Raw genomic sequence first — 18531 nt, 5'->3', positions numbered from 1 at the left:
CAATCTTTACAGTTAGTTTGTCTATTATTTTCTCTCGCAGATTTAGCGGATTGAGCAGATCTTTATGAATATTATAAATCTGCTCAATCCGCTAAATCTGCGAGAGATTAAAGATTATTAACCACTCTTTTTATTCCATCCAATATATTCGTTGTATTAAAATTAATCAGTAATCCCAACCTCTTATTTGAAAGCTTCAGATAAGTAGTGAGTTGCTTAAAATGAATATCATCTAGGTTTTTAACAGATTTAAGTTCCAGAATTACTTTATCCTCGACCAGAATATCAATTCTAAAGCTGAAATCAAATTCTTTACCGTCATATATGATCGGGATTGCTACTTCAGACTTTACATCAAGTCCATTCTCTAGTAGTTCATAAATAAGAATTTTTTGGTAAACAATTTCCAGAAGACCTGGTCCCAACTTGTTGTATACATTAAATATGCATTTTCTTACGATATAAGAAATTTCGTTTTCATTCATTGTTTGTGTTTTTATCTTCCGATAAATCTAATACTTTAAATAATCCAATTTAAAAGTTTATTTTATTATTTTTAGATATTAAAAAATCTGCTCAATCCGCTACATCTGCGAGAGATGTAAAACAGTAAGTATTTTCAATTTACCATTCTACAATAAAAACATTTAACAGCCCTTAACATCTCCTTTGCACCATTCTTGATCTGTACAGCTTATAACACCAAAAAAATAAATTATGTCAGACAAGAAATTAGCAGGGCTTTGGATGGATACGGAAAAAGCAATTGTTGTAAAGAATCATGATGCCCAGAATGCATTCAAATTTTTCCTTTGCAGTCCTGTAAAAGCAGAAATACAGCATGGTAACTCCAGTGAAAACGCAGGAAATAATGCAGAACGTACAAATAGGGTAAAATTCTTTAAAGAAATAGAACATCTTCTCACGAATTCCCAGGAAGTTTATATTACGGGTCCGGGAAACATTCAGGAAGAGCTTAAAAAATATCTCCATGATACAGCCCAATTTAAGAACCTTAAGATAACATTAGATACAGCCCAAAAAATGTCGGACGAACAGGTGCTGGAAACGGTTAAAGATTTTTACAATGTTTAATCATTGAAATACAGTAAATCCGGATGTCAGCAATGATATCCGGATTTTTTAGTATATAAAAAACGTTGTTCTGTTATTTTGCTCTTCCTGATTTCCATTTTCTCCATAAAAAGATTATAATTGGGATAAGAAGGAGAAATGGCCATAAAGAAATGATTCCCAAAAGAAAACTCATAAAGCTGTTCCATCCTTCAGTGACAGAATCTGCAAAACGGCTTCCAAAACCAATCTTTGACGTTGCAGAGCTTCTCACTTTTTCTTTATATAAACTCAGGTTGAGTGTGCTGTAATTCACCCGGTCATCAATAAACCGGAGTCTGCCTTCGGCAACATCAATTTCATCTTCAAGCTCCCGGATGGTTTCCTGAATTTCGATCATATCTTTCGTTGTAGAAGCACTTCTGAGCATATCACGGTATTTCTCGAGATAGATCTTTTTATTGGCTAATTTGATGGAAACATCAGTGTATTCCTCAGTAACATCATCAGATGAAATATTTTTGGACAAAACAGAACCCACACCGTCAGAAAAGGAATTCACCAGTGCGTCGAAATTTTTATGCGGTACGCGGATGACAAGATCCAGATTGTCGTCTATATCGGTATTTTGGAACTGTTCAGTTTGGATGTAGGCATTATTTTTCTTTAAAATATCTCCCACCTGATTCTGTGCTTTTTTAATATCTCCCACCTGGATTTTCATATTGCCGTTTTTAATGATCTTTTTAGCAATGGTGTCGATCTTTTTAGGAGTTATGGGAGGCTGAGCAGATTGATTAACATCCGGAAGCAATTTTTGGGAAATTTCTTTTGGTGGTGTGGGAGCTCCCACCTCATATGCAGCAACTTCAACTGCTTTATCAGCAGATACAGTGGGGGAGGAATTGACAGCTTCCAGTTCGGATTTTTTACAACCGCTCATCAGGAAGAGTATACATAAAGGTAAAAATAATTTTATCATGGGTATTTTTTACTGAACTTTATCAAAAAGTATGCTTAAGTCTTTATTTTATTTAAAATTCATATTGTTTTTTGAAAATAGGTAGGACTTATTTATTTTACTGAAGTTTAAAATGAGTTGGAGTCTAAATTATTTTTCTATTTTTATTGAATGAAAAAAAGTCTTTTAGCATTCGCGTTTTTTCCTTTTTTAATCTATGCCCAGGAAATTCCGAAACTTACCGATGAAGTGGCAGCTAAATTATTGGAAAAACCACTTCACTGCATCAGTCAGGAATATCCAAATAAAACGGCACATATCATCAATAATGCCGGCGAGGTTGCTTTAACACCTAAAGATCTCCACCCAAGTTTTTATGGCTGCTTCGACTGGCACAGTTCTGTTCACGGACACTGGATGCTTGTGAGATTGCTGAAGACAAAACCCAATCTGGCCAATGCAAAAGATATTGAAAAAATCCTTGACAATTCATTAGGTAAAGAAAACCTGCAGGCTGAAGCCGATTATTTCACAAAATATCAACTGACCACCACGTTTGAAAGGACCTATGGCTGGGCGTGGCTGCTGAAGCTTGATGAAGAGCTGACCACCTGGAATCATCCAAAAGCTAAAATATGGCATGAAAATCTGAAACCTCTTACCGGTCAGATTCTAAAATCATGGAAGGCTTATCTTCCCAAACAAACCTATCCGAACAGAACAGGAGTTCACCCGAATACAGCTTTTGGTCTGGCTTTCGCAATCGATTGGGCTAAAGCAAACAAGGATCAGGAATTTGAAAATCAGCTAAAAGAAAAAGCGAAATATTTTTACGCTAAAGATCAGAAAACACCTGCCTATCTGGAGCCTGACGGATCAGATTTCTTTTCGCCAAGTCTCGAAATTGCAGATCTGATGAGGAGGGTACTGCCTCAGAAAGAATTTGTCCTGTGGCTGAATAATTTTTACGAAAAAAGGAGCTTAGAGAATATTGAAAAAATCCCGGTCGTAAGTGACCTGAGCGATTATCAGACCGTGCATCTTGTTGGCCTTTCTTTTTCCAAAGCCTGGTGTATGAAAGGAATAGCAAAAGCCCTTCCTGACGGACATCCATTGAAAAAAGGCTTTAAGAAAACGGCGGATGTGTTTTTAGCGAACGGACTTCCTTTATTATTCCAGGGAAATTATGGTGGAGACCACTGGCTGGCAAGCTTTGCAGTGTATTCCCTAGAAGACTAAGTATTGTAAACCCAGAATATATTGGTTACATTTGTGTTATGTCAGCCTTAGAAAAATTTGGTGTTGAAATTTTTACCCAGCACAATATTTTCGAGAGAATTTCTGCGGATAAGCCTTTCCGTCCGGAAAATCCTGCTTTTATTTTTATTAAATCAGGTACTATAAAGCTCCGTCAGCATTTCAGTGATCTGGAGCTTTCTGCCAATATGTTTATGGTGACCGATCCGCAGACGATCTATGAAATGGTTTCAGTAAGTGGCGATTTCCAGTCGAGGATGGTTTCTTATAAAAGAGATTTTATTTCTGCCCTTTCACTGAAATTCAATAGATTGATCACATATCGTTATTTTCGTCAACAGATGAATAAAGGGGTGCCTTTTCCTCAAAACGAAATGGAAGTGGTCTGGAAAAGTGTCAATTTTCTGAAATTTATTCTGGATTCAGATGCAGATATGCTCTACAAAAAAGAAATGGTGGAACATCTTTTCTCTGTTTTCTGCTACCAGATGGCCGGAATTATTTCTAAAGAAGATAATAATTCTATGAATCAGATGTCCAGGCAGGAAGAAATCGTTTTTGTATTTTTGACGGACCTTGCAGAACATCATCTGACAGAAAGAAGTGTTGAGTTCTATGCTGAACGGCAGTCGATTACAACCAGACATCTTTCCTCAGTAGTGAAATCTATTACCGGAAAATCTGCCAGCCAGATTATAGCTTTAATTGTGATGAATGAAGCAAAAGTGCTTTTGAACTCTTCCAATAAACCTGTTTCGGAGGTTTCATCAATCCTTGGTTTCAGTGACCAATATGCATTTTCTCACTTTTTCAAAAAACATCTTGAAGTAAGTCCAAGACAGTACAGGCATCAGTTTGAAAATTGAAATCTTACTTTTGAACATCTTTTTCCAAAATTCAAACATTTGATTGACTTTGTTGCTGCCGTAACTTTGCCTTCGTAAAACAAGGTAAAATGACAAAGAATATAAAAACAGTACTATCACTGGTGGTAGCTTTATTTCCTGCGCTGTTTTTTTCTCAACAGATCAAACAGATGACCGCAGGTGAGGTGGCCGATATGGCTGTTAAGAATCATCAGCAACTAAAAGTGGCTGCGCAGAATATTGACATTGCAAAACAAAATACAAATGTTGCCAAACTACAAAAGCTCCCTAATATTACAGCTTCTACAAGCCAGTTTTATTTAGGTGATGCCGTAGCGATCGATAAAGATTTTTCAAATTCAACTAATATTCCTATGCCTCACTACGGAAGCTCATATGCCGTACAAGCTACCCAATTGATTTTTAAAGGAGGTTTGGTGAATAAATCCATTGAAATGGCCGGTCTTCGGGAACAGCTTTCTGAACTGGACCTTGAAAAAAATAAGCTTGATGTAAAATTTCTGGTGATCTCCAATTATCTGGACGTCTATAAAATGATGAATCAGGAAACTGTTTTTCAGAATAATAAAAAGCTGGCTCAAGAACGCTTGAAAAATATCCAGAAATTCTATCAGCAGGGGATGGTAACCCGAAATGAAGTGATTCGTGGAGAACTGGCGATCAAAAATCTGGATCAGGGAATTCTGACACTGATGAATAATAAAAAGATTCTTAATTACAATTTAAATATCGCATTAGGACTTCCTTCCGATACAGAGATTGTTCCCGTTGAAAGTTTAACGGATAAGGAATCTGGGATTGGTATGGATTATTATATGGATCTTGCCCACGACAGTAATCCTCAGCTAAAATCTGCAAAGAAAAATATAGATGTAGCCGATAAAAATATTGAGATCATTAAAACAGATCAGCTGCCGACACTTTCCGGATTCGGGGGCTATACTTTACAACGTCCTATTACCACAAGAAATCCTGTTTTGGATATGTACTCAGGAGGATGGCAGGCTGGTGTTTCTCTGAGCTACAATATTGATAATTTATACAAAACTAAAGAGAGAGTAAAACTTGGTGAACTGCAGAAAACACAGGCAGGAGATGCAGTGGCCCTGGTTCAGCAGAATGTAGATATGGCAGTGAATGCGGCTTACGTAAAATACCAGGAATCCATCCAGCAAGCTGACATCCTGAATGACGCAAAAAGATTGGCTGAAGAAAACTACAAGATCACGGAAGCCAAATATTTAAACCAATTGGCCGTACAGGCTGAAATGATTGATGCACAGAACCAGAAACTACAGTCGGAACTGGATTACGCCAATGCAGAAATCAATGTACTGTATCAATATTATAACCTGCTGAAAGCCGCAGGAACGCTTTAATTTTAAAACTGAAAATCAAGATAATGGAAAACAAGGAACAAACCACTCAAAATACTCAGGCCGCTCCGGCACAGTCGGGAGCAGCAGTTAAAAAGAAACAGAATAAAAAAAATAAAATAAGAGCGATCATTTCCAATATGGTTGTATTTCTGGTGATCGGATTCGGACTTTTCTGGCTGGTCCGCGAATATTTCCACATTGGAGACAAAACATATACGGAAGCAGCTCAGGTAGAAGAATTCATTAACCCAATCAATACAAGGGTTTCGGCTTATATTAAAGACATAAAATTCATAGAGCATCAAAAGGTTAAAAAAGGGGATACCCTGGTTATTCTTGATAAAAATGAATTATTAACCCAGCTGGGTCAGGCGGAAGCTGCGTATCAGAATGCGATGGCACAGAGATCGGCAACCAGTTCATCTGTTAATACCGTTTCTAACAATGTAAGTGTCATGGAATCCAATATTGCCGGGGCCAAAGCAAGATTATGGAATGCCGAGCAGAATTTAAACCGGTATAAGAACCTTCTTGCCGCAGAAGCAGTGACCAGACAGCAATACGACCAAATTAAAACGGAGTATGATGCCCAGAAAGCAGCGTATGAGACATTGGTGAATCAGAAACAATCCGCCAATCTTTCAACAACTGAAGTTAGAAGCAAATTAGGAATTAATGATGCAGAGATTAAAAGAACCAAGTCTGCTCTGGATATGGCAAAGATCAACCTTTCCTATACAGTGATCACAGCGCCAAACGATGGAATCATGGGTCGCAGAACAATATCTGAAGGACAATTGATACAACCTGGCCAGCAGGTAGCCACTATCGTTCTGAATGGTCAGAAATGGGTGACAGCTAATTTCCTGGAAAGCCAGATGCCAAATATCAGGATCGGGGAGAAGATGACCATGACCGCAGATGCTTTAGGAGGAAAGAAATTTGAAGGGATTGTAACTGCTATTTCAGCGGCAACAGGTTCAAGATACTCAAGCATTCCTACAGACAATTCCACAGGTAATTTTATCAAAGTGCAGCAGAGAATTCCAGTAAGAATAGAATTCAGTACTTCCAATAAAAAAGAAGACCTGGAAAAACTGAGTGCAGGGATGAATATGAATGTGAATATTAACCAAGACTAAAAGAAATCAGATTCCAGATTTCAGACATTGCAGGCTGAATAAAGATTTGAAAACGAAATAGTAAATCTGTCATCTGAGATCTGAAATCTAGTATCTAAAAGAAATGTACAACAAAGGATTATATAACGACTGGGTGCCAAAACCTGTACAGCTGCTGCTCATTGTACTGCTATTGGCAGTAGTGATGCCGCTTGGCGGGGTGTACACCGGAAACATCAGTTATCTTGTGAGCGGTACCGGAGCGATGACAGAATATTTTATGTGGGCCAATTATGCCACCACAATAGGAATGGGCGCCTGTATGCCGATCGTTCTCAGAATGAAGATGCGATTCAAGGTAAGAGACAAAATGACGGTGCTGCTCGTACTTTTAGGACTGTTGAGTTATATCAACGGAACTACGATGCAGCCAATGGTATTCGTATTTACGGCTCTGTTTATAGGATTTTTAAAGATGATGGTGACGATAGAGCTATTTCTTCCGTTAATGATGATGATCGGCAACAGAGGAATGTTCTATGGATTATTTTACACCTTTGTTCTGGTGATGAACCAGGTGGCGGCTTATTACGCGGTGGTAGTTTCCATTCATTACAACTGGCAGCATTTCTACATCCTTACAGCGGTATTGTGTTTTATCCTTGCCTTGATTCACTGGATCTTTATGCATGATAAATACTTTGCGCTAAAGGTTCCGTTACATTATATCGACTGGATGAGCATCATGTTGTTTGTTTCAACATTTATGTTTTCTGCCTATGTATTTTCCTTCGGGAAACAACAGGACTGGTGGAACTCAAAAAATATTATGAATGCAAGCATAGCTGCTTTTGTAAGCTTTGCATTGTTGGTGGTTCGTCAGTTTACCTTAAAAAGACCTTATTTATCATTCAAGATATTCAAAAAAAATAATGTGCAGCATGGTCTGTTTATGTTGTTGTTCCTAGGAATGTTTTTGGGAACGACATCTCTTCAGAATACTTTTGCAGTAGGGGTATTGGGATATGATCAACTTACGAATGCCGGGCTGAGTATGCTTATGATTCCTGGAATTATCCTGGCAGGCTTGATTGCTGTATTCTGGTTTAAAAAAGAAATACCATTGAAAATGTACATATTCTCGGGTTTTTCAGCGATGATGGGATATGTATTGATCATGTACTTTTCGATGGTTTTAGAATTCAATTATGAGAATTGGTACCTGCCGATGTTCTTAAAAGGATACGGAATGTGTTCATTGTTTATTTCAGTATGGTTTTATACCTTGGATAAACTTGAAATGGAGGACATGCTGGCGGCAATTGGGCTGGTTTTAGTATGGAGAACATTTCTTGCAGTAGGACTTTTTTCAGCATTATATTCATGGTTCCAGTACCGTTTTCAGATTACAGCAGTAGGCGATCTTGCAGTATATATCGACGGAATGACGGTTTCTCCCCAGACTCTGGCTGCCAATATGAAAACACTTCAGCTCAATGCGGTCATTGTATCCGGAAAAAAGATCCTCGGATATATTATTTTGGTGGGTTTTGGAGTATTACTGTATGTTATGATGTATCATTTCGGAAGAGAAAGATTCCAGTATCTAAGATTCATCAGAGTTCTTGGCGGTAAATCTGTCATTGCGAGAAGAAGGCTCCGTGAACGGAAGCAATTGTTAGAAGAAATAAAAGATGCAGCCGGGCCTGCGGTTTAAAGATACCTTGTTTTTCACGAGTAAGATCCTTGGCTTTACGAAGTCCGGGATCTTACGTTTTTAAGGTGAAAATAAAACACATTTTTTTGGAGAAATATGAAAAATTTCATATTCTGTTGTTTTTATTTAGAAGCAATAAAAATTATATTTGACGGATTATAAAATCTGAATAGAAAGAATGAAAAAGCAGTATGTATTCATAGGTCTGTTGGTGTCGGGAATCGTATTTTCTCAGACAACAAACGATTCTATAGCCTCTAAAGGTATTGATGATGTAGTGATCGTGGCATCCAGAAAACCGACAAAGATTTCCGATATTCCAGGAACGGTCTGGGTGGTTCAGAAAGAAAAAATACAGGAGCAGGCAAAAAGCGGAGTTCCTATCAAAGAAATGCTTTCTATACTAATCCCGAGTATGGATATTGGTCCGCAAGGGAGAACCAATTACGGACAGAATATGAGAGGACGTTCAGCATTGGTCATGATAGACGGAGTTTCGCTGAACAGTATCCGTGCCATCAGCCGCCAGCTGGACGCTATTGATCCCTTTAATATCGAAAGAATTGAAGTCCTTTCCGGAGCCAGTTCTATTTACGGAGGAAATGCAACCGGCGGAATCATTAATATCATCACTAAGACACCTTCCAAAAGCGGGATTAGTGGAGAAACTGAGCTTGGAGTAAGAACCGGATTCATGGGAAAAGATGACCACGATTTCCGGGCAGCTCAGGCTATTGCAGCAAAAGGAGAGAAATTCTTCGGAAAGTTGGGGGTTGCCTACCAGCAGAATGGCGGAGTTTATGGTGCCGATGAAAACCAGGTATTAACAGATATTACTCAAACTGACCTTCAGTACAACCAGTCTATCGATGTACTTGCAACAGGAGGATATAAATTTAATAATAAGCATAAGATCACCGCATCCCTTCAGTATTACAATTCCAGGTTTAACGGGGACAGAAGTCTTTACCTGGGACAGAATTTAAGTGCATTTACGACAAAAAATGCCGGACTTCTGGAAATGCGTGACGGTTTCTCATCCGATAAAAATATTGGGACCGAGCGCTTCATGGGAACGGTTGCCTATAATGGAAACAACATTTTAGGTGGCCAGGATCTGTATGTACAGCTGGCAGCCAGAGGAGAGAAGTTAGGATTCTATCCTTTTCCCGGGAATGTTACTTTGCAGGGCGTAAGCACGGCTTATATGTCTTCTTCCCAGCAGGATACGTATTATTCCGGGGTGAAGGCGTTATTGTCAAAGTCATGGAGAAGCCTGAATGTTACTTATGGAGTGGATATTGATCTTGAAAAATTTGAAGGAACGCAGTCGGTATATGATATTGCAAAGACAATGTCAAGCGGCGGTTTGGTGAACGAAACCAAATACAGTCTGGGAAGATATCCTACCAATCACTCTCAAAGTTATGCAGGATATGTTCAGGCTAAATATGACATCCTGCCTAAACTCCAGATCAATGGAGGAATCCGTTATCAGAATATCAATGTAAAAGTGGATGATTTCGTAGGTTCAGTGCAGCAGACCCAGGTTTCGATGGGGTACGGAAGTTCTGCTTCTGCAATTCCGGGCGGAGAAAGCTCATATAATGTGACACTGGCAAATGCAGGTTTATTGTATAAATTTAATGAACAGCATCAGGCATGGGGTACTTTTTCCCAAGGCGTAAGCCTGGCTGATCCATCGAAATATTATGGAATCGGTGTGTATAAGCTGAACGGAACCAACTGGGATGTAACTTCAAGCATTAACGTTAAAGAACAGCCATTACAAGCCATCAAAACCAACCAGTTTGAAGTGGGGTACCGTATCAATAAAGGAGGATTAAGAGGTCAGATTGCTGGTTTCTTAAGCAACTCTGATAAAACAGTTACGGTTGATAAAAAGACCTTCCAGATCCTTGTAAATGATCTTAAGCTAAGAAATATAGGAATTGAAGCTGAAGTTTCCTATTCAATGAGCAATGGCGTTTATTTTGGAGCAAGCGGACTTTTAATTAAATCTGAAGTTGATAACAACGGCGAATGGCAGAAGCAGGAGATTTACAATGCTTCCCCTTCAAAATTGGTAACCTACATTGGATATAACGTTAAAAGCTGGTCTTTCAGATTCCAGTCACTACAGAATTTCAAGCTGACAGATGATCTTAAAAATGAGATTGATGGATACAATACTTCCGATTTAATGGTCGGGTACCGTTTCAACTGGGGTAAATTCAATCTGGGGATTCAGAATATTTTCAACACAGATTATCAGACTATATGGAGCAAACGTTCCCAGGTCTTATATTCTACCTATGGACTTCCTGAACTGTTCAGCTACAAGGGAAGAGGAAGAACATTTAATCTGTCTTATACATTTGATTTTTAGAAATTTAAATCGAGCAGTTTAGCTGTGATTTGATTTTCAATATTATAATAACAGGTCCGGCTTCTCATCATGACGGAAGCCGGATTTTAACTTTAAAATTTTCAGCTATGTCTAAAATTCCAACAGGCCGCATTGTTGCTGAACTGGCAAGAAAAGAATATATCACAGATCATTACATCAGAGTGTATCTGTATTCTCCTGAAGCCCATTTGTTTAAAAATACCACCATCGGGGATAATAATAAAATCGCTGTACCTCCGGCGGGCTTAGACGAAATCCATTTTCCAACCCTGGATGAAAACCGCCAGTGGGTTTATCCGCCAAAAGAAGTGGCACCTGCCGTAAGAACCTATACCCACAGAGGTATTGATCTTGAAAAAAGCGAGCTGATTATTGATTTTGTAGACCATGGCGACGGCGGCCCTGCATCAAAATGGGCCCGCGAAGCTCAACCCGGTTCCAAACTGGGCATTATGATGAGAACTGAAGCAAAAGAAATGTATCCGGATGCTGAATGGTATCTGTTCATAGGTGATTCTACCGCCATTCCGGTTCTGAGTGCTATGCTGGAAAAACTGCCCGAAACAGCAAAAGGAGTCTGCATCATTGAAGTTCCGGGAAAAGAAGATGAACAGACCCTTGATACCAAGGCTGATATTGAATTTAAATGGCTCCATAATCCTAAACCACATATCAGTAGTGAAATAGCGGATACTGTAAAAAAAATCACTATTCCGGAAACTTCTAAATTTGGATATGTTGCGGCAGAATTTTCAAGTGTTAAAGAAATCCGCACCTATCTGAGAAAAGAAAAAAACTGGACCTCACAAGAACTCAATGCCTATTCTTATTGGAAAGCAGGTGTAGCGGAAAATGAATCGGAGAAGGACAGACATAGGGAGAAAGATTCGATGGGGTAGATTTTGACAGGGATATTAGGTCAATGGTGAATTTTGCTTTGCAAGTGAATGGTGAATGGTGAATGGTGAATGGTGAATGGCAGGTTTAAGAACCAAGAACCCAAACACCCATACCAGACGATGATAACCTGTTGTCTTAATAATTATGAACCAGTGCAACTAACAAACCAGCAGCTAAAATCACTTTTAAATTCATTTACTTTCAAACTCTCAAACTCTCAACCCTCTCACCTCAGACAAACTTGCAATCCGAAACCGAAACCCTTATCTTTGCATCTTTAAAGACAGCAATGAAAGATTTAATGGGCAAGGCAGTATGGGATTATTTTCACAATGAAAATCCTGAGGATCTGCAGACAGAAACGTCAATCTCAGAACTGGATGAGCTTCCGGTAGAATATCTTTTCAGAGATTTTGAGGAGATGAATGATATTGAGCAGGAAGCACTTGAGCTAGCTCAAGGGAAAATTCTGGACATTGGTGCCGGTGCCGGCTCTCATGCCTTATATCTTCAGAATAAAAGAAACCTTGATGTGTTAGCGTTGGATATTTCACCGAAATCTATTGAAGTATGCAAACTGAGAGGAATTAAAAAGACAATGTGTGAAAATATGCTGAATTTTTCCGGGGAAAGTTTTGATACCGTTCTGCTTCTGATGAATGGAACCGGAATTTTTGAAAGTCTGGAAAAAATTGATGCCTATCTTCAGAAATTGTATGCTTTAATCAATGATAATGGACAGATCCTGATCGACAGTACAGATATTCTATATATGTTCGATCGTGATGAAGATGGGGGAGTTTATATTCCGGCAGGTGGCTATTATGGTGAACTGGATTATGTGGTTCATTATAAAGGAGAATCGGAAGACCCTATCAAATGGCTCTACCTGGATTTTACAACTTTGAAAAATGCTGCAGAAAATAACGGCTTTAAGGTGGAAAAAGTAATGCAGGATGAAGATTCTTATCTGGCAAGCCTGACTAAGAAGTAGCTTGAGAATAGATCCTGAAAAGTATAGATTATTACAATCATTAAAACGGAAATAAGAATTGGGACAATATAGGAAGCTGCTCTGTAAGGCAGCTTTTTCGGTGTAAATGATACCGATAATATAAGCAAAATTAACATTCCGATTCCACCCACAGAAAGCTCAGGATTTCTTGTAAGTCTAGAGGTATTTTGAGTCCCGATTTTATACAAAAAAGAAACTAAGAAATGCTGAACAGGCAGATAGAGAAATCCAAAAATAAAAGTAAAAACGGCTGGTGCGTATTTTTTTAATTTAATAAAATTTATTCCCAATAATATTGATCCCGGAATGGTTCCCAAAATAAAACTGATCATTAAAATGGCATTCCTTGAAAATAATTGTATGGCAGTTGGATCTTCTGTAATATGATCTTTCCACATTTCCTGCTCTTCTTGAAGTTTTAAATCTTCCTGAGCTTTTTTATGCTGAATGATTTGTTGGATCTGCGATTTTTCCTGTTCCCTGAAAATTTTTCCTCTTTCTCCCAGTACTTCAAAAGCCATTTGAACAGCTTCAGGAGTAAAGCGATTTCCTTTTCTTAGATAATTTTCCAGTTCGGGATCGGATAATTTTCGTAAAACACTCTTTTTAACCATAGCTTTAAAAATAAATGGGCATTTAAGAATGCCCATTTTTATTCTTGTAAGTTTAAAATTATCCTATTTCAATACCATTTTCCACATTGCTGTCATCCGGTGTTACGAAAGACAGTTTTCCATCAGGTTTTGTTGTTAATAAGAACATTCCCTGAGATTCAATTCCTCTGATCTTTCTTGGGGCAAGATTCAGTAAGATCATCACCTGCTTTCCGATCAGTTCTTCCGGTGTGAAGCTTTCTGCAACCCCAGAGACCACAGTTCTGATATCAACCCCTGTGTCCACTTTAAATTTCAGTAATTTATCAGCTTTTTCTACTTTTTCAGCTTCTAAAATGGTGGCTGTTCTAAGGTCTATTTTAGCAAAATCATCAAAAGAAATCTCTTCTTTCATAGGGTTGGCATTAGGGTTTGTTTTTTTATTGTTTTGTTTGGTCTGTTCCAGCTTTTCAATCTGAGCTTCGATTACACTGTCTTCAATTTTTGAATAGATTAATGGAGCGTTTTCGACAATTTTATGTCCTGCTTCAATTAAAACCTTTGAATGTTCAATTGTATTCCAATCTAATTGTTGGACGTTGAAAATATTATATATTTTTTGAGCAGTAAAAGGAAGGAATGGTTCTGCCAAATTCCCTAATGCAACGGCAATTTGGGCTCCGATAAATAATGTGTTTTTAGTTTTTTCTACATCATTTTCAAATGTTTTCCAAGGTTCTTCAGCTTGAAGATATCCATTTCCAAATCTTGCTAGATTCATGAAAGCTGTTAAAGCATTTCTAAATTCATAATTGTCTAGATAATTTCTAATTTCAATTGCACTTTTACTTATCTGTTCAAGCTCTGGAGCATTAATGTTTCCTTCGGGTACTCTACCTTCGAAAAATTTATTAATTAAAACAGCCACACGATTAATGAAATTACCAAAAATATTTACTAACTCAGAATTATTTTTAGTCTGGAAATCTTTCCATGTAAAATTATTATCCTTTGTTTCAGGTGCTGAAGAAAGAAGGGCATATCTTAAAACATCCTGCTGTCCAGGGAATTCTTCTACATATTCATGGGCCCATACCGCCCAGTTTCTGGACGTTGAAATCTTATCGTTCTCCAGGTTTAGGAATTCAAAAGCAGGAACATTTTTTGGCATGATGTAATCACCATGAGCTTTCATCATCGCCGGGAAAATAATGCAGTGGAATACAATATTATCCTTCCCGATGAAATGAACAAGATCACTGTTTTCGCTCTGCCAGTAATCTTTCCAATCTTTTCCGTTTTTCTCTGCCCATTCTTTCGTAAAAGAAATATAGCCAATAGGTGCATCAAACCAAACATACAGAACTTTCCCTTCTGCATTCGGAAGTGGTACAGGAACTCCCCAGTTCAGGTCTCTGGTCATGGCACGCGGCTTTAATCCGTCGTTTAACCATGATTTAACCTGTCCGTAAACATTGGGTTTCCAGTCGTCTCTATGGCCTTCAATGATCCATTCGTTTAGAAAATCTTCATATTCATTTAAAGGAAGGTACCAGTTTTTGGTATCTTTAAGAATAGGAACATTTCCGCTTAACATGGATTTCGGATTGATCAGCTCTGATGGGGATAGGGTAGAACCACATTTCTCGCACTGGTCTCCGTAAGCATTTTCGTTGCCACAGTTCGGGCAGGTTCCTACAATATATCGGTCTGCCAGGAATTCTCCGGCCTGTTCATCAAAATACTGCTCAGAAACCTCTTCCGTGAATTTCCCTTTTTCATACAAAACTTTAAAGAAATCCTGGCTGGTTTCGTAATGTTTTTTGGAAGTTGTTCTGGAATATTCATCAAATGAAATTCCCAGATCCGAAAAAGACTTTTTTATGATCTCGTGGTATTTATCAACGATATCCTGAGGCGTTACTCCTTCTTTTTTTGCTCTGATCGTAATAGGAATCCCATGTTCATCTGACCCGCAGATAAACGCTACATCTTTTCCTAATCTTCTCTGAAATCTTGCGTAGACATCCGCAGGAATATATACACCTGCCAAATGTCCTATATGAACCGGTCCGTTTGCATAAGGCAAAGCTGCCGTAATCATCTTTCTGTTTGACATTTATAGTAAAGTTTTAACTGCAAAGATAAGGATTATCTGTCTAAAAGCGCCTAAACTTCTGCTATAATAAGTTTTTTACCACCTTCAAAGGATTTAATATTACATTTAGTTAAACAATTGTTTAACTAAATGTAAAAATACAATATATGTTATGCATTACATACGGTAATGTAATGTTGTGAGAAACAGATATTTGATTTTTTAATAGACAAGCAATTTACATAAAATTATCCAAATTTTCAATAATATTATAATAATTCTAATTTTTTTATAAATTGCAAGGCTGGTTTGTACAGCCTTATTAAGAAAACGAAACTAAAAAAAACGATATTGTGAAAAATTTTACAACGGTATTAAAAATTGCGCCTGCCTTTTTATTGGCCAGCTCAATGATACATGCACAGACACAAGACACTATAACCAAGGAGAAAAAAATCGAGGAGGTTGTATTGATAGGGTATGGTAAACAAAAGAAATCTGACCTTACTGGGTCTATTACTTCTGTCACTGCCAAAGATTTCAACGGTGGTGCAACTTCTGCCGGTCAGCTGATCCAGGGCAAAACACCCGGGGTGCAGATTACGAATAACAGTGGTGCTCCTGGATCCGGAACCAAGATCAGAATCAGGGGTACATCTTCTTTAAGTGGAGAAAACTCTCCGTTGATCGTAATTGATGGTGTTCCTCAGGATTTTGTAGGAATGAATGGCGTTTCTGATCCTTTATCATTAATCAATCCAAATGATATTGAAACATTTGATATCCTGAAAGATGCTTCTGCTACTGCTATCTATGGTAACAGGGCTTCTAATGGTGTTATTTTGATCACAACTAAGAAAGGAAGCTCAGGAAAATTTAAAGTTAATTTTTCGACAGTGGCTTCAGTTTCCACTAAAATGGGAAATGTAGATGTATTAAATGCTCAGGAATTTAGGGATTTTGTTAATTCTAATCCTTACGCACCGGCAAAGTATAAAACTAAACTGGGAAATGCTGATACCAACTGGCAGGACCTGATTTACCAGGCTGCATGGGGTACAGATAATAATGTAGCACTTTCAGGAGGTATTAAAGGTTTACCTTACCGTTTGTCATTAGGGTATAATGAGCAGAATGGTATTGTAAGATCGAATTCTTTCCGCAGAACTTCAGTAGGATTGAACCTAAATCCTAAATTCCTTGATAACCATTTATCTGTGAATATTAATGCAAAAGGAACCTTTACGGATAACAGATTTGTGGATGGGGGAGTGATCAAAGCAGCTACTTATTTTGATCCTACACAGCCCGTATATTCAGGAAATTCCAACTATGGAGGCTATTACGAATGGCTGGATGCAGGATCTGCAACCGGATATAATGTGAATGCCAATACCAACCCTCTTGGACTAATTGATGGAGTACGAGATGTATCGTCTGTAACCAGAGGATTAGGAAATATTCAGTTGGATTATAAACTTCATTTTCTTCCAGACCTGCATTTTAATGTAAATGCCGGGTATGATTATACAAAAAGTGAAGGGCACAAATTTAAAGATGCAATTTACAGACCTGGTTATGGTGATAAGGGAAGCTCGAATTTCTATTCAATGGAAAAGAAGAACAAGCTCCTGGAAACCTATTTTAATTATGTTAAAAATATAGCTCCCATTAATACGGGAGTAGATATTACAGCAGGATATGCTTACCAGGATTTCCGAACAATTGTCCCGGGAGCTATTACATATAAAGGAAATGGTACTACCTTGCCACCTGATCTGGATTTTGAAACACAGAATACACTGATATCTTTTTATGGAAGAGCTATTTTTACAGTAGCTAACAAGTATATTATTTCCGGATCTGTTCGTAAAGATGGTTCTTCAAGATTTTTTAACGGGACAAGAGATAATGTTTGGGGTGTTTTTCCTGGAGTTTCCTTAGCTTGGAAACTTAATGAGGAAAACTTCATTAAAAATATTTCAGCCATCAGTACTTTAAAACTGAGAGCAGGATGGGGGAAAACCGGACAACAAGAGCTACCGGCTCTGAACGGTAACAAGCCTAATAATTACCCGGCATTTGCTGCCTATAATCCGAGTTACCCAGGTGCTAATTATCAGTTTGGAAACGAATATTATTTTATGTTCAGACCTGCTAATTATAATCCAAATCTTACTTGGGAGACTACCACTACGAAAAACATCGGATTGGATTTTGGTTTTACTCAAAATAGAATTACCGGATCTATTGACCTTTTCAGAAAAGATACTAAAGATCTGTTGGTATACGCTGATGAAGCAGCTGGAGGCTTAAGTAATGCCAGCTGGCAAAATGTAGGGGATATGAAGAACGAAGGTATTGAAGGAAGCATTACCGTAATTCCTGTTAAAAGTGAAAAAACTACTTGGGAACTTAGTTTTAATGCTACTCATTACAAACCAATAGTGACTAAGTTGAAAGACAGAGCTGACGCATCATTCAATATGGAAGTTGGTGGTATTGAGGGAGGTGCCGGAAACAGAATTCAGGCACATGCTGTGGGATATGCTCCAAACTCATTTTGGGTATACCAACAGGTGTATGATACTAATGGAAAACCTGTAGATGGGGCATTTGTTGACAGAAATGGAGATGGTGCAATCAGTACAAAGGATATGTACTATTACAAGTCTACTACTCCGGATGCTATTTTAGGTTTCTCTACTAAGGTTTCTCATAAAAACTGGGATTTTGCCCTTAGTGCCAGAGCAGTATTAGGAAACTATGTGTATAACAATATGGCATCCAACAGCTCATTGCAGTCTGCATCTACCAATGAATACCTCCAGAATGTATTCTTCACTGCTCCGGAATATAAATTCTCATTACCTCAGTATAAATCAGATATTTATGTGGAGAATGCGTCGTTCTTAAGATTGGATAATATAAACATTGGCTATAATTTCGGTGAAGTTTTTTCTAAAGGAAGCAATCTGAAAGTATACGGTATGGCACAAAACGTTTTTGTAATCACTAAATATACAGGAGTGGATCCTGAAGTTTTTGGGAACATAGACAACGGTTACTATCAGATGCCTAGAATATATTCATTAGGCTTTAATTTTCAATTTTAAATA

The 18531-nt window shown here is 38.0% G+C and carries 14 protein-coding genes; 10 read left to right on the top strand and 4 right to left on the bottom strand.

All coding sequences use genetic code 11. The features are described from left to right. Positions 1-107 precede the first annotated feature (107 nt). Complete coding sequence (locus J2T03_RS06245) at positions 108-485, bottom strand: GxxExxY protein (protein ID WP_307210097.1); 378 nt, start codon at positions 483-485, stop codon at positions 108-110. Positions 486-717: 232 nt separating this feature from the next. Between J2T03_RS06245 and J2T03_RS06240 the strand changes: the two genes are divergently transcribed. Beyond that, the gene (locus tag J2T03_RS06240) at positions 718-1095 is read left to right on the top strand and encodes a hypothetical protein (RefSeq protein WP_307210095.1); all 378 of its coding nucleotides are present in this window, start codon (positions 718-720) and stop codon (positions 1093-1095) included. A gap of 73 nt (positions 1096-1168) precedes the next feature. Here the strand turns inward: J2T03_RS06240 and J2T03_RS06235 are convergent, their stop codons facing one another. Then, a complete protein-coding gene (locus J2T03_RS06235; protein WP_307210093.1) occupies positions 1169-2056 on the bottom strand; it encodes a DUF4349 domain-containing protein in 888 nt (295 codons plus the stop codon). 150 nt (positions 2057-2206) lie between these two features. Here J2T03_RS06235 and J2T03_RS06230 point away from each other — a divergent pair, with 150 nt between their 5' ends. From J2T03_RS06230 to J2T03_RS06195, 8 genes are all read left to right on the top strand, one after another. After that, complete coding sequence (locus tag J2T03_RS06230) at positions 2207-3274, top strand: DUF2891 domain-containing protein (RefSeq protein WP_307210091.1); 1068 nt, start codon at positions 2207-2209, stop codon at positions 3272-3274. 38 nt (positions 3275-3312) lie between these two features. Next, positions 3313-4158 (top strand): helix-turn-helix domain-containing protein, encoded by an 846-nt coding sequence (locus tag J2T03_RS06225; RefSeq protein ID WP_307210090.1) that lies wholly within the window; start codon positions 3313-3315, stop codon positions 4156-4158. Between the two features lie 89 nt (positions 4159-4247). Beyond that, a complete protein-coding gene (locus J2T03_RS06220) occupies positions 4248-5558 on the top strand; it encodes a TolC family protein (protein ID WP_306845729.1) in 1311 nt (436 codons plus the stop codon). Positions 5559-5581: 23 nt separating this feature from the next. Continuing rightward, the gene (locus tag J2T03_RS06215) at positions 5582-6700 is read left to right on the top strand and encodes an HlyD family secretion protein (RefSeq protein ID WP_307210088.1); all 1119 of its coding nucleotides are present in this window, start codon (positions 5582-5584) and stop codon (positions 6698-6700) included. Positions 6701-6803: 103 nt separating this feature from the next. Then, the gene (locus J2T03_RS06210; RefSeq protein WP_307210086.1) at positions 6804-8396 is read left to right on the top strand and encodes an MFS transporter; all 1593 of its coding nucleotides are present in this window, start codon (positions 6804-6806) and stop codon (positions 8394-8396) included. A 178-nt stretch (positions 8397-8574) separates the two neighbouring features. Next, positions 8575-10785, top strand: coding sequence for a TonB-dependent receptor (locus J2T03_RS06205; protein WP_307210085.1), 2211 nt, complete (start codon positions 8575-8577; stop codon positions 10783-10785). 107 nt (positions 10786-10892) lie between these two features. Next, positions 10893-11705: a siderophore-interacting protein gene (locus tag J2T03_RS06200; RefSeq protein ID WP_307210084.1), complete on the top strand. Its 813-nt coding sequence runs from the start codon at positions 10893-10895 to the stop codon at positions 11703-11705. A 290-nt stretch (positions 11706-11995) separates the two neighbouring features. Then, entirely contained in the window at positions 11996-12700 is a 705-nt protein-coding gene (locus J2T03_RS06195; RefSeq protein ID WP_307210082.1) for a class I SAM-dependent methyltransferase, read from the top strand. On the opposite strand, the gene J2T03_RS06190 is transcribed toward J2T03_RS06195, so the two are convergent. Continuing rightward, positions 12673-13335: a hypothetical protein gene (locus J2T03_RS06190; RefSeq protein WP_307210080.1), complete on the bottom strand. Its 663-nt coding sequence runs from the start codon at positions 13333-13335 to the stop codon at positions 12673-12675. The genes J2T03_RS06195 and J2T03_RS06190 overlap by 28 nt on opposite strands. A 58-nt stretch (positions 13336-13393) precedes the next feature. Further along, positions 13394-15433, bottom strand: coding sequence for a methionine--tRNA ligase (metG, locus tag J2T03_RS06185; RefSeq protein WP_307210079.1), 2040 nt, complete (start codon positions 15431-15433; stop codon positions 13394-13396). A gap of 332 nt (positions 15434-15765) precedes the next feature. Between metG and J2T03_RS06180 the strand changes: the two genes are divergently transcribed. After that, positions 15766-18528, top strand: a complete 2763-nt coding sequence (locus tag J2T03_RS06180) for a SusC/RagA family TonB-linked outer membrane protein (RefSeq protein ID WP_307210077.1) — start codon at positions 15766-15768, stop codon at positions 18526-18528. The last annotated feature ends 3 nt before the right edge of the window (positions 18529-18531 follow it).

The organism is Chryseobacterium lathyri (assembly GCF_030812195.1).
Taxonomy (GTDB): domain Bacteria; phylum Bacteroidota; class Bacteroidia; order Flavobacteriales; family Weeksellaceae; genus Chryseobacterium; species Chryseobacterium lathyri_A.
This window is presented reverse-complemented; position numbering and strand designations above follow the sequence as displayed.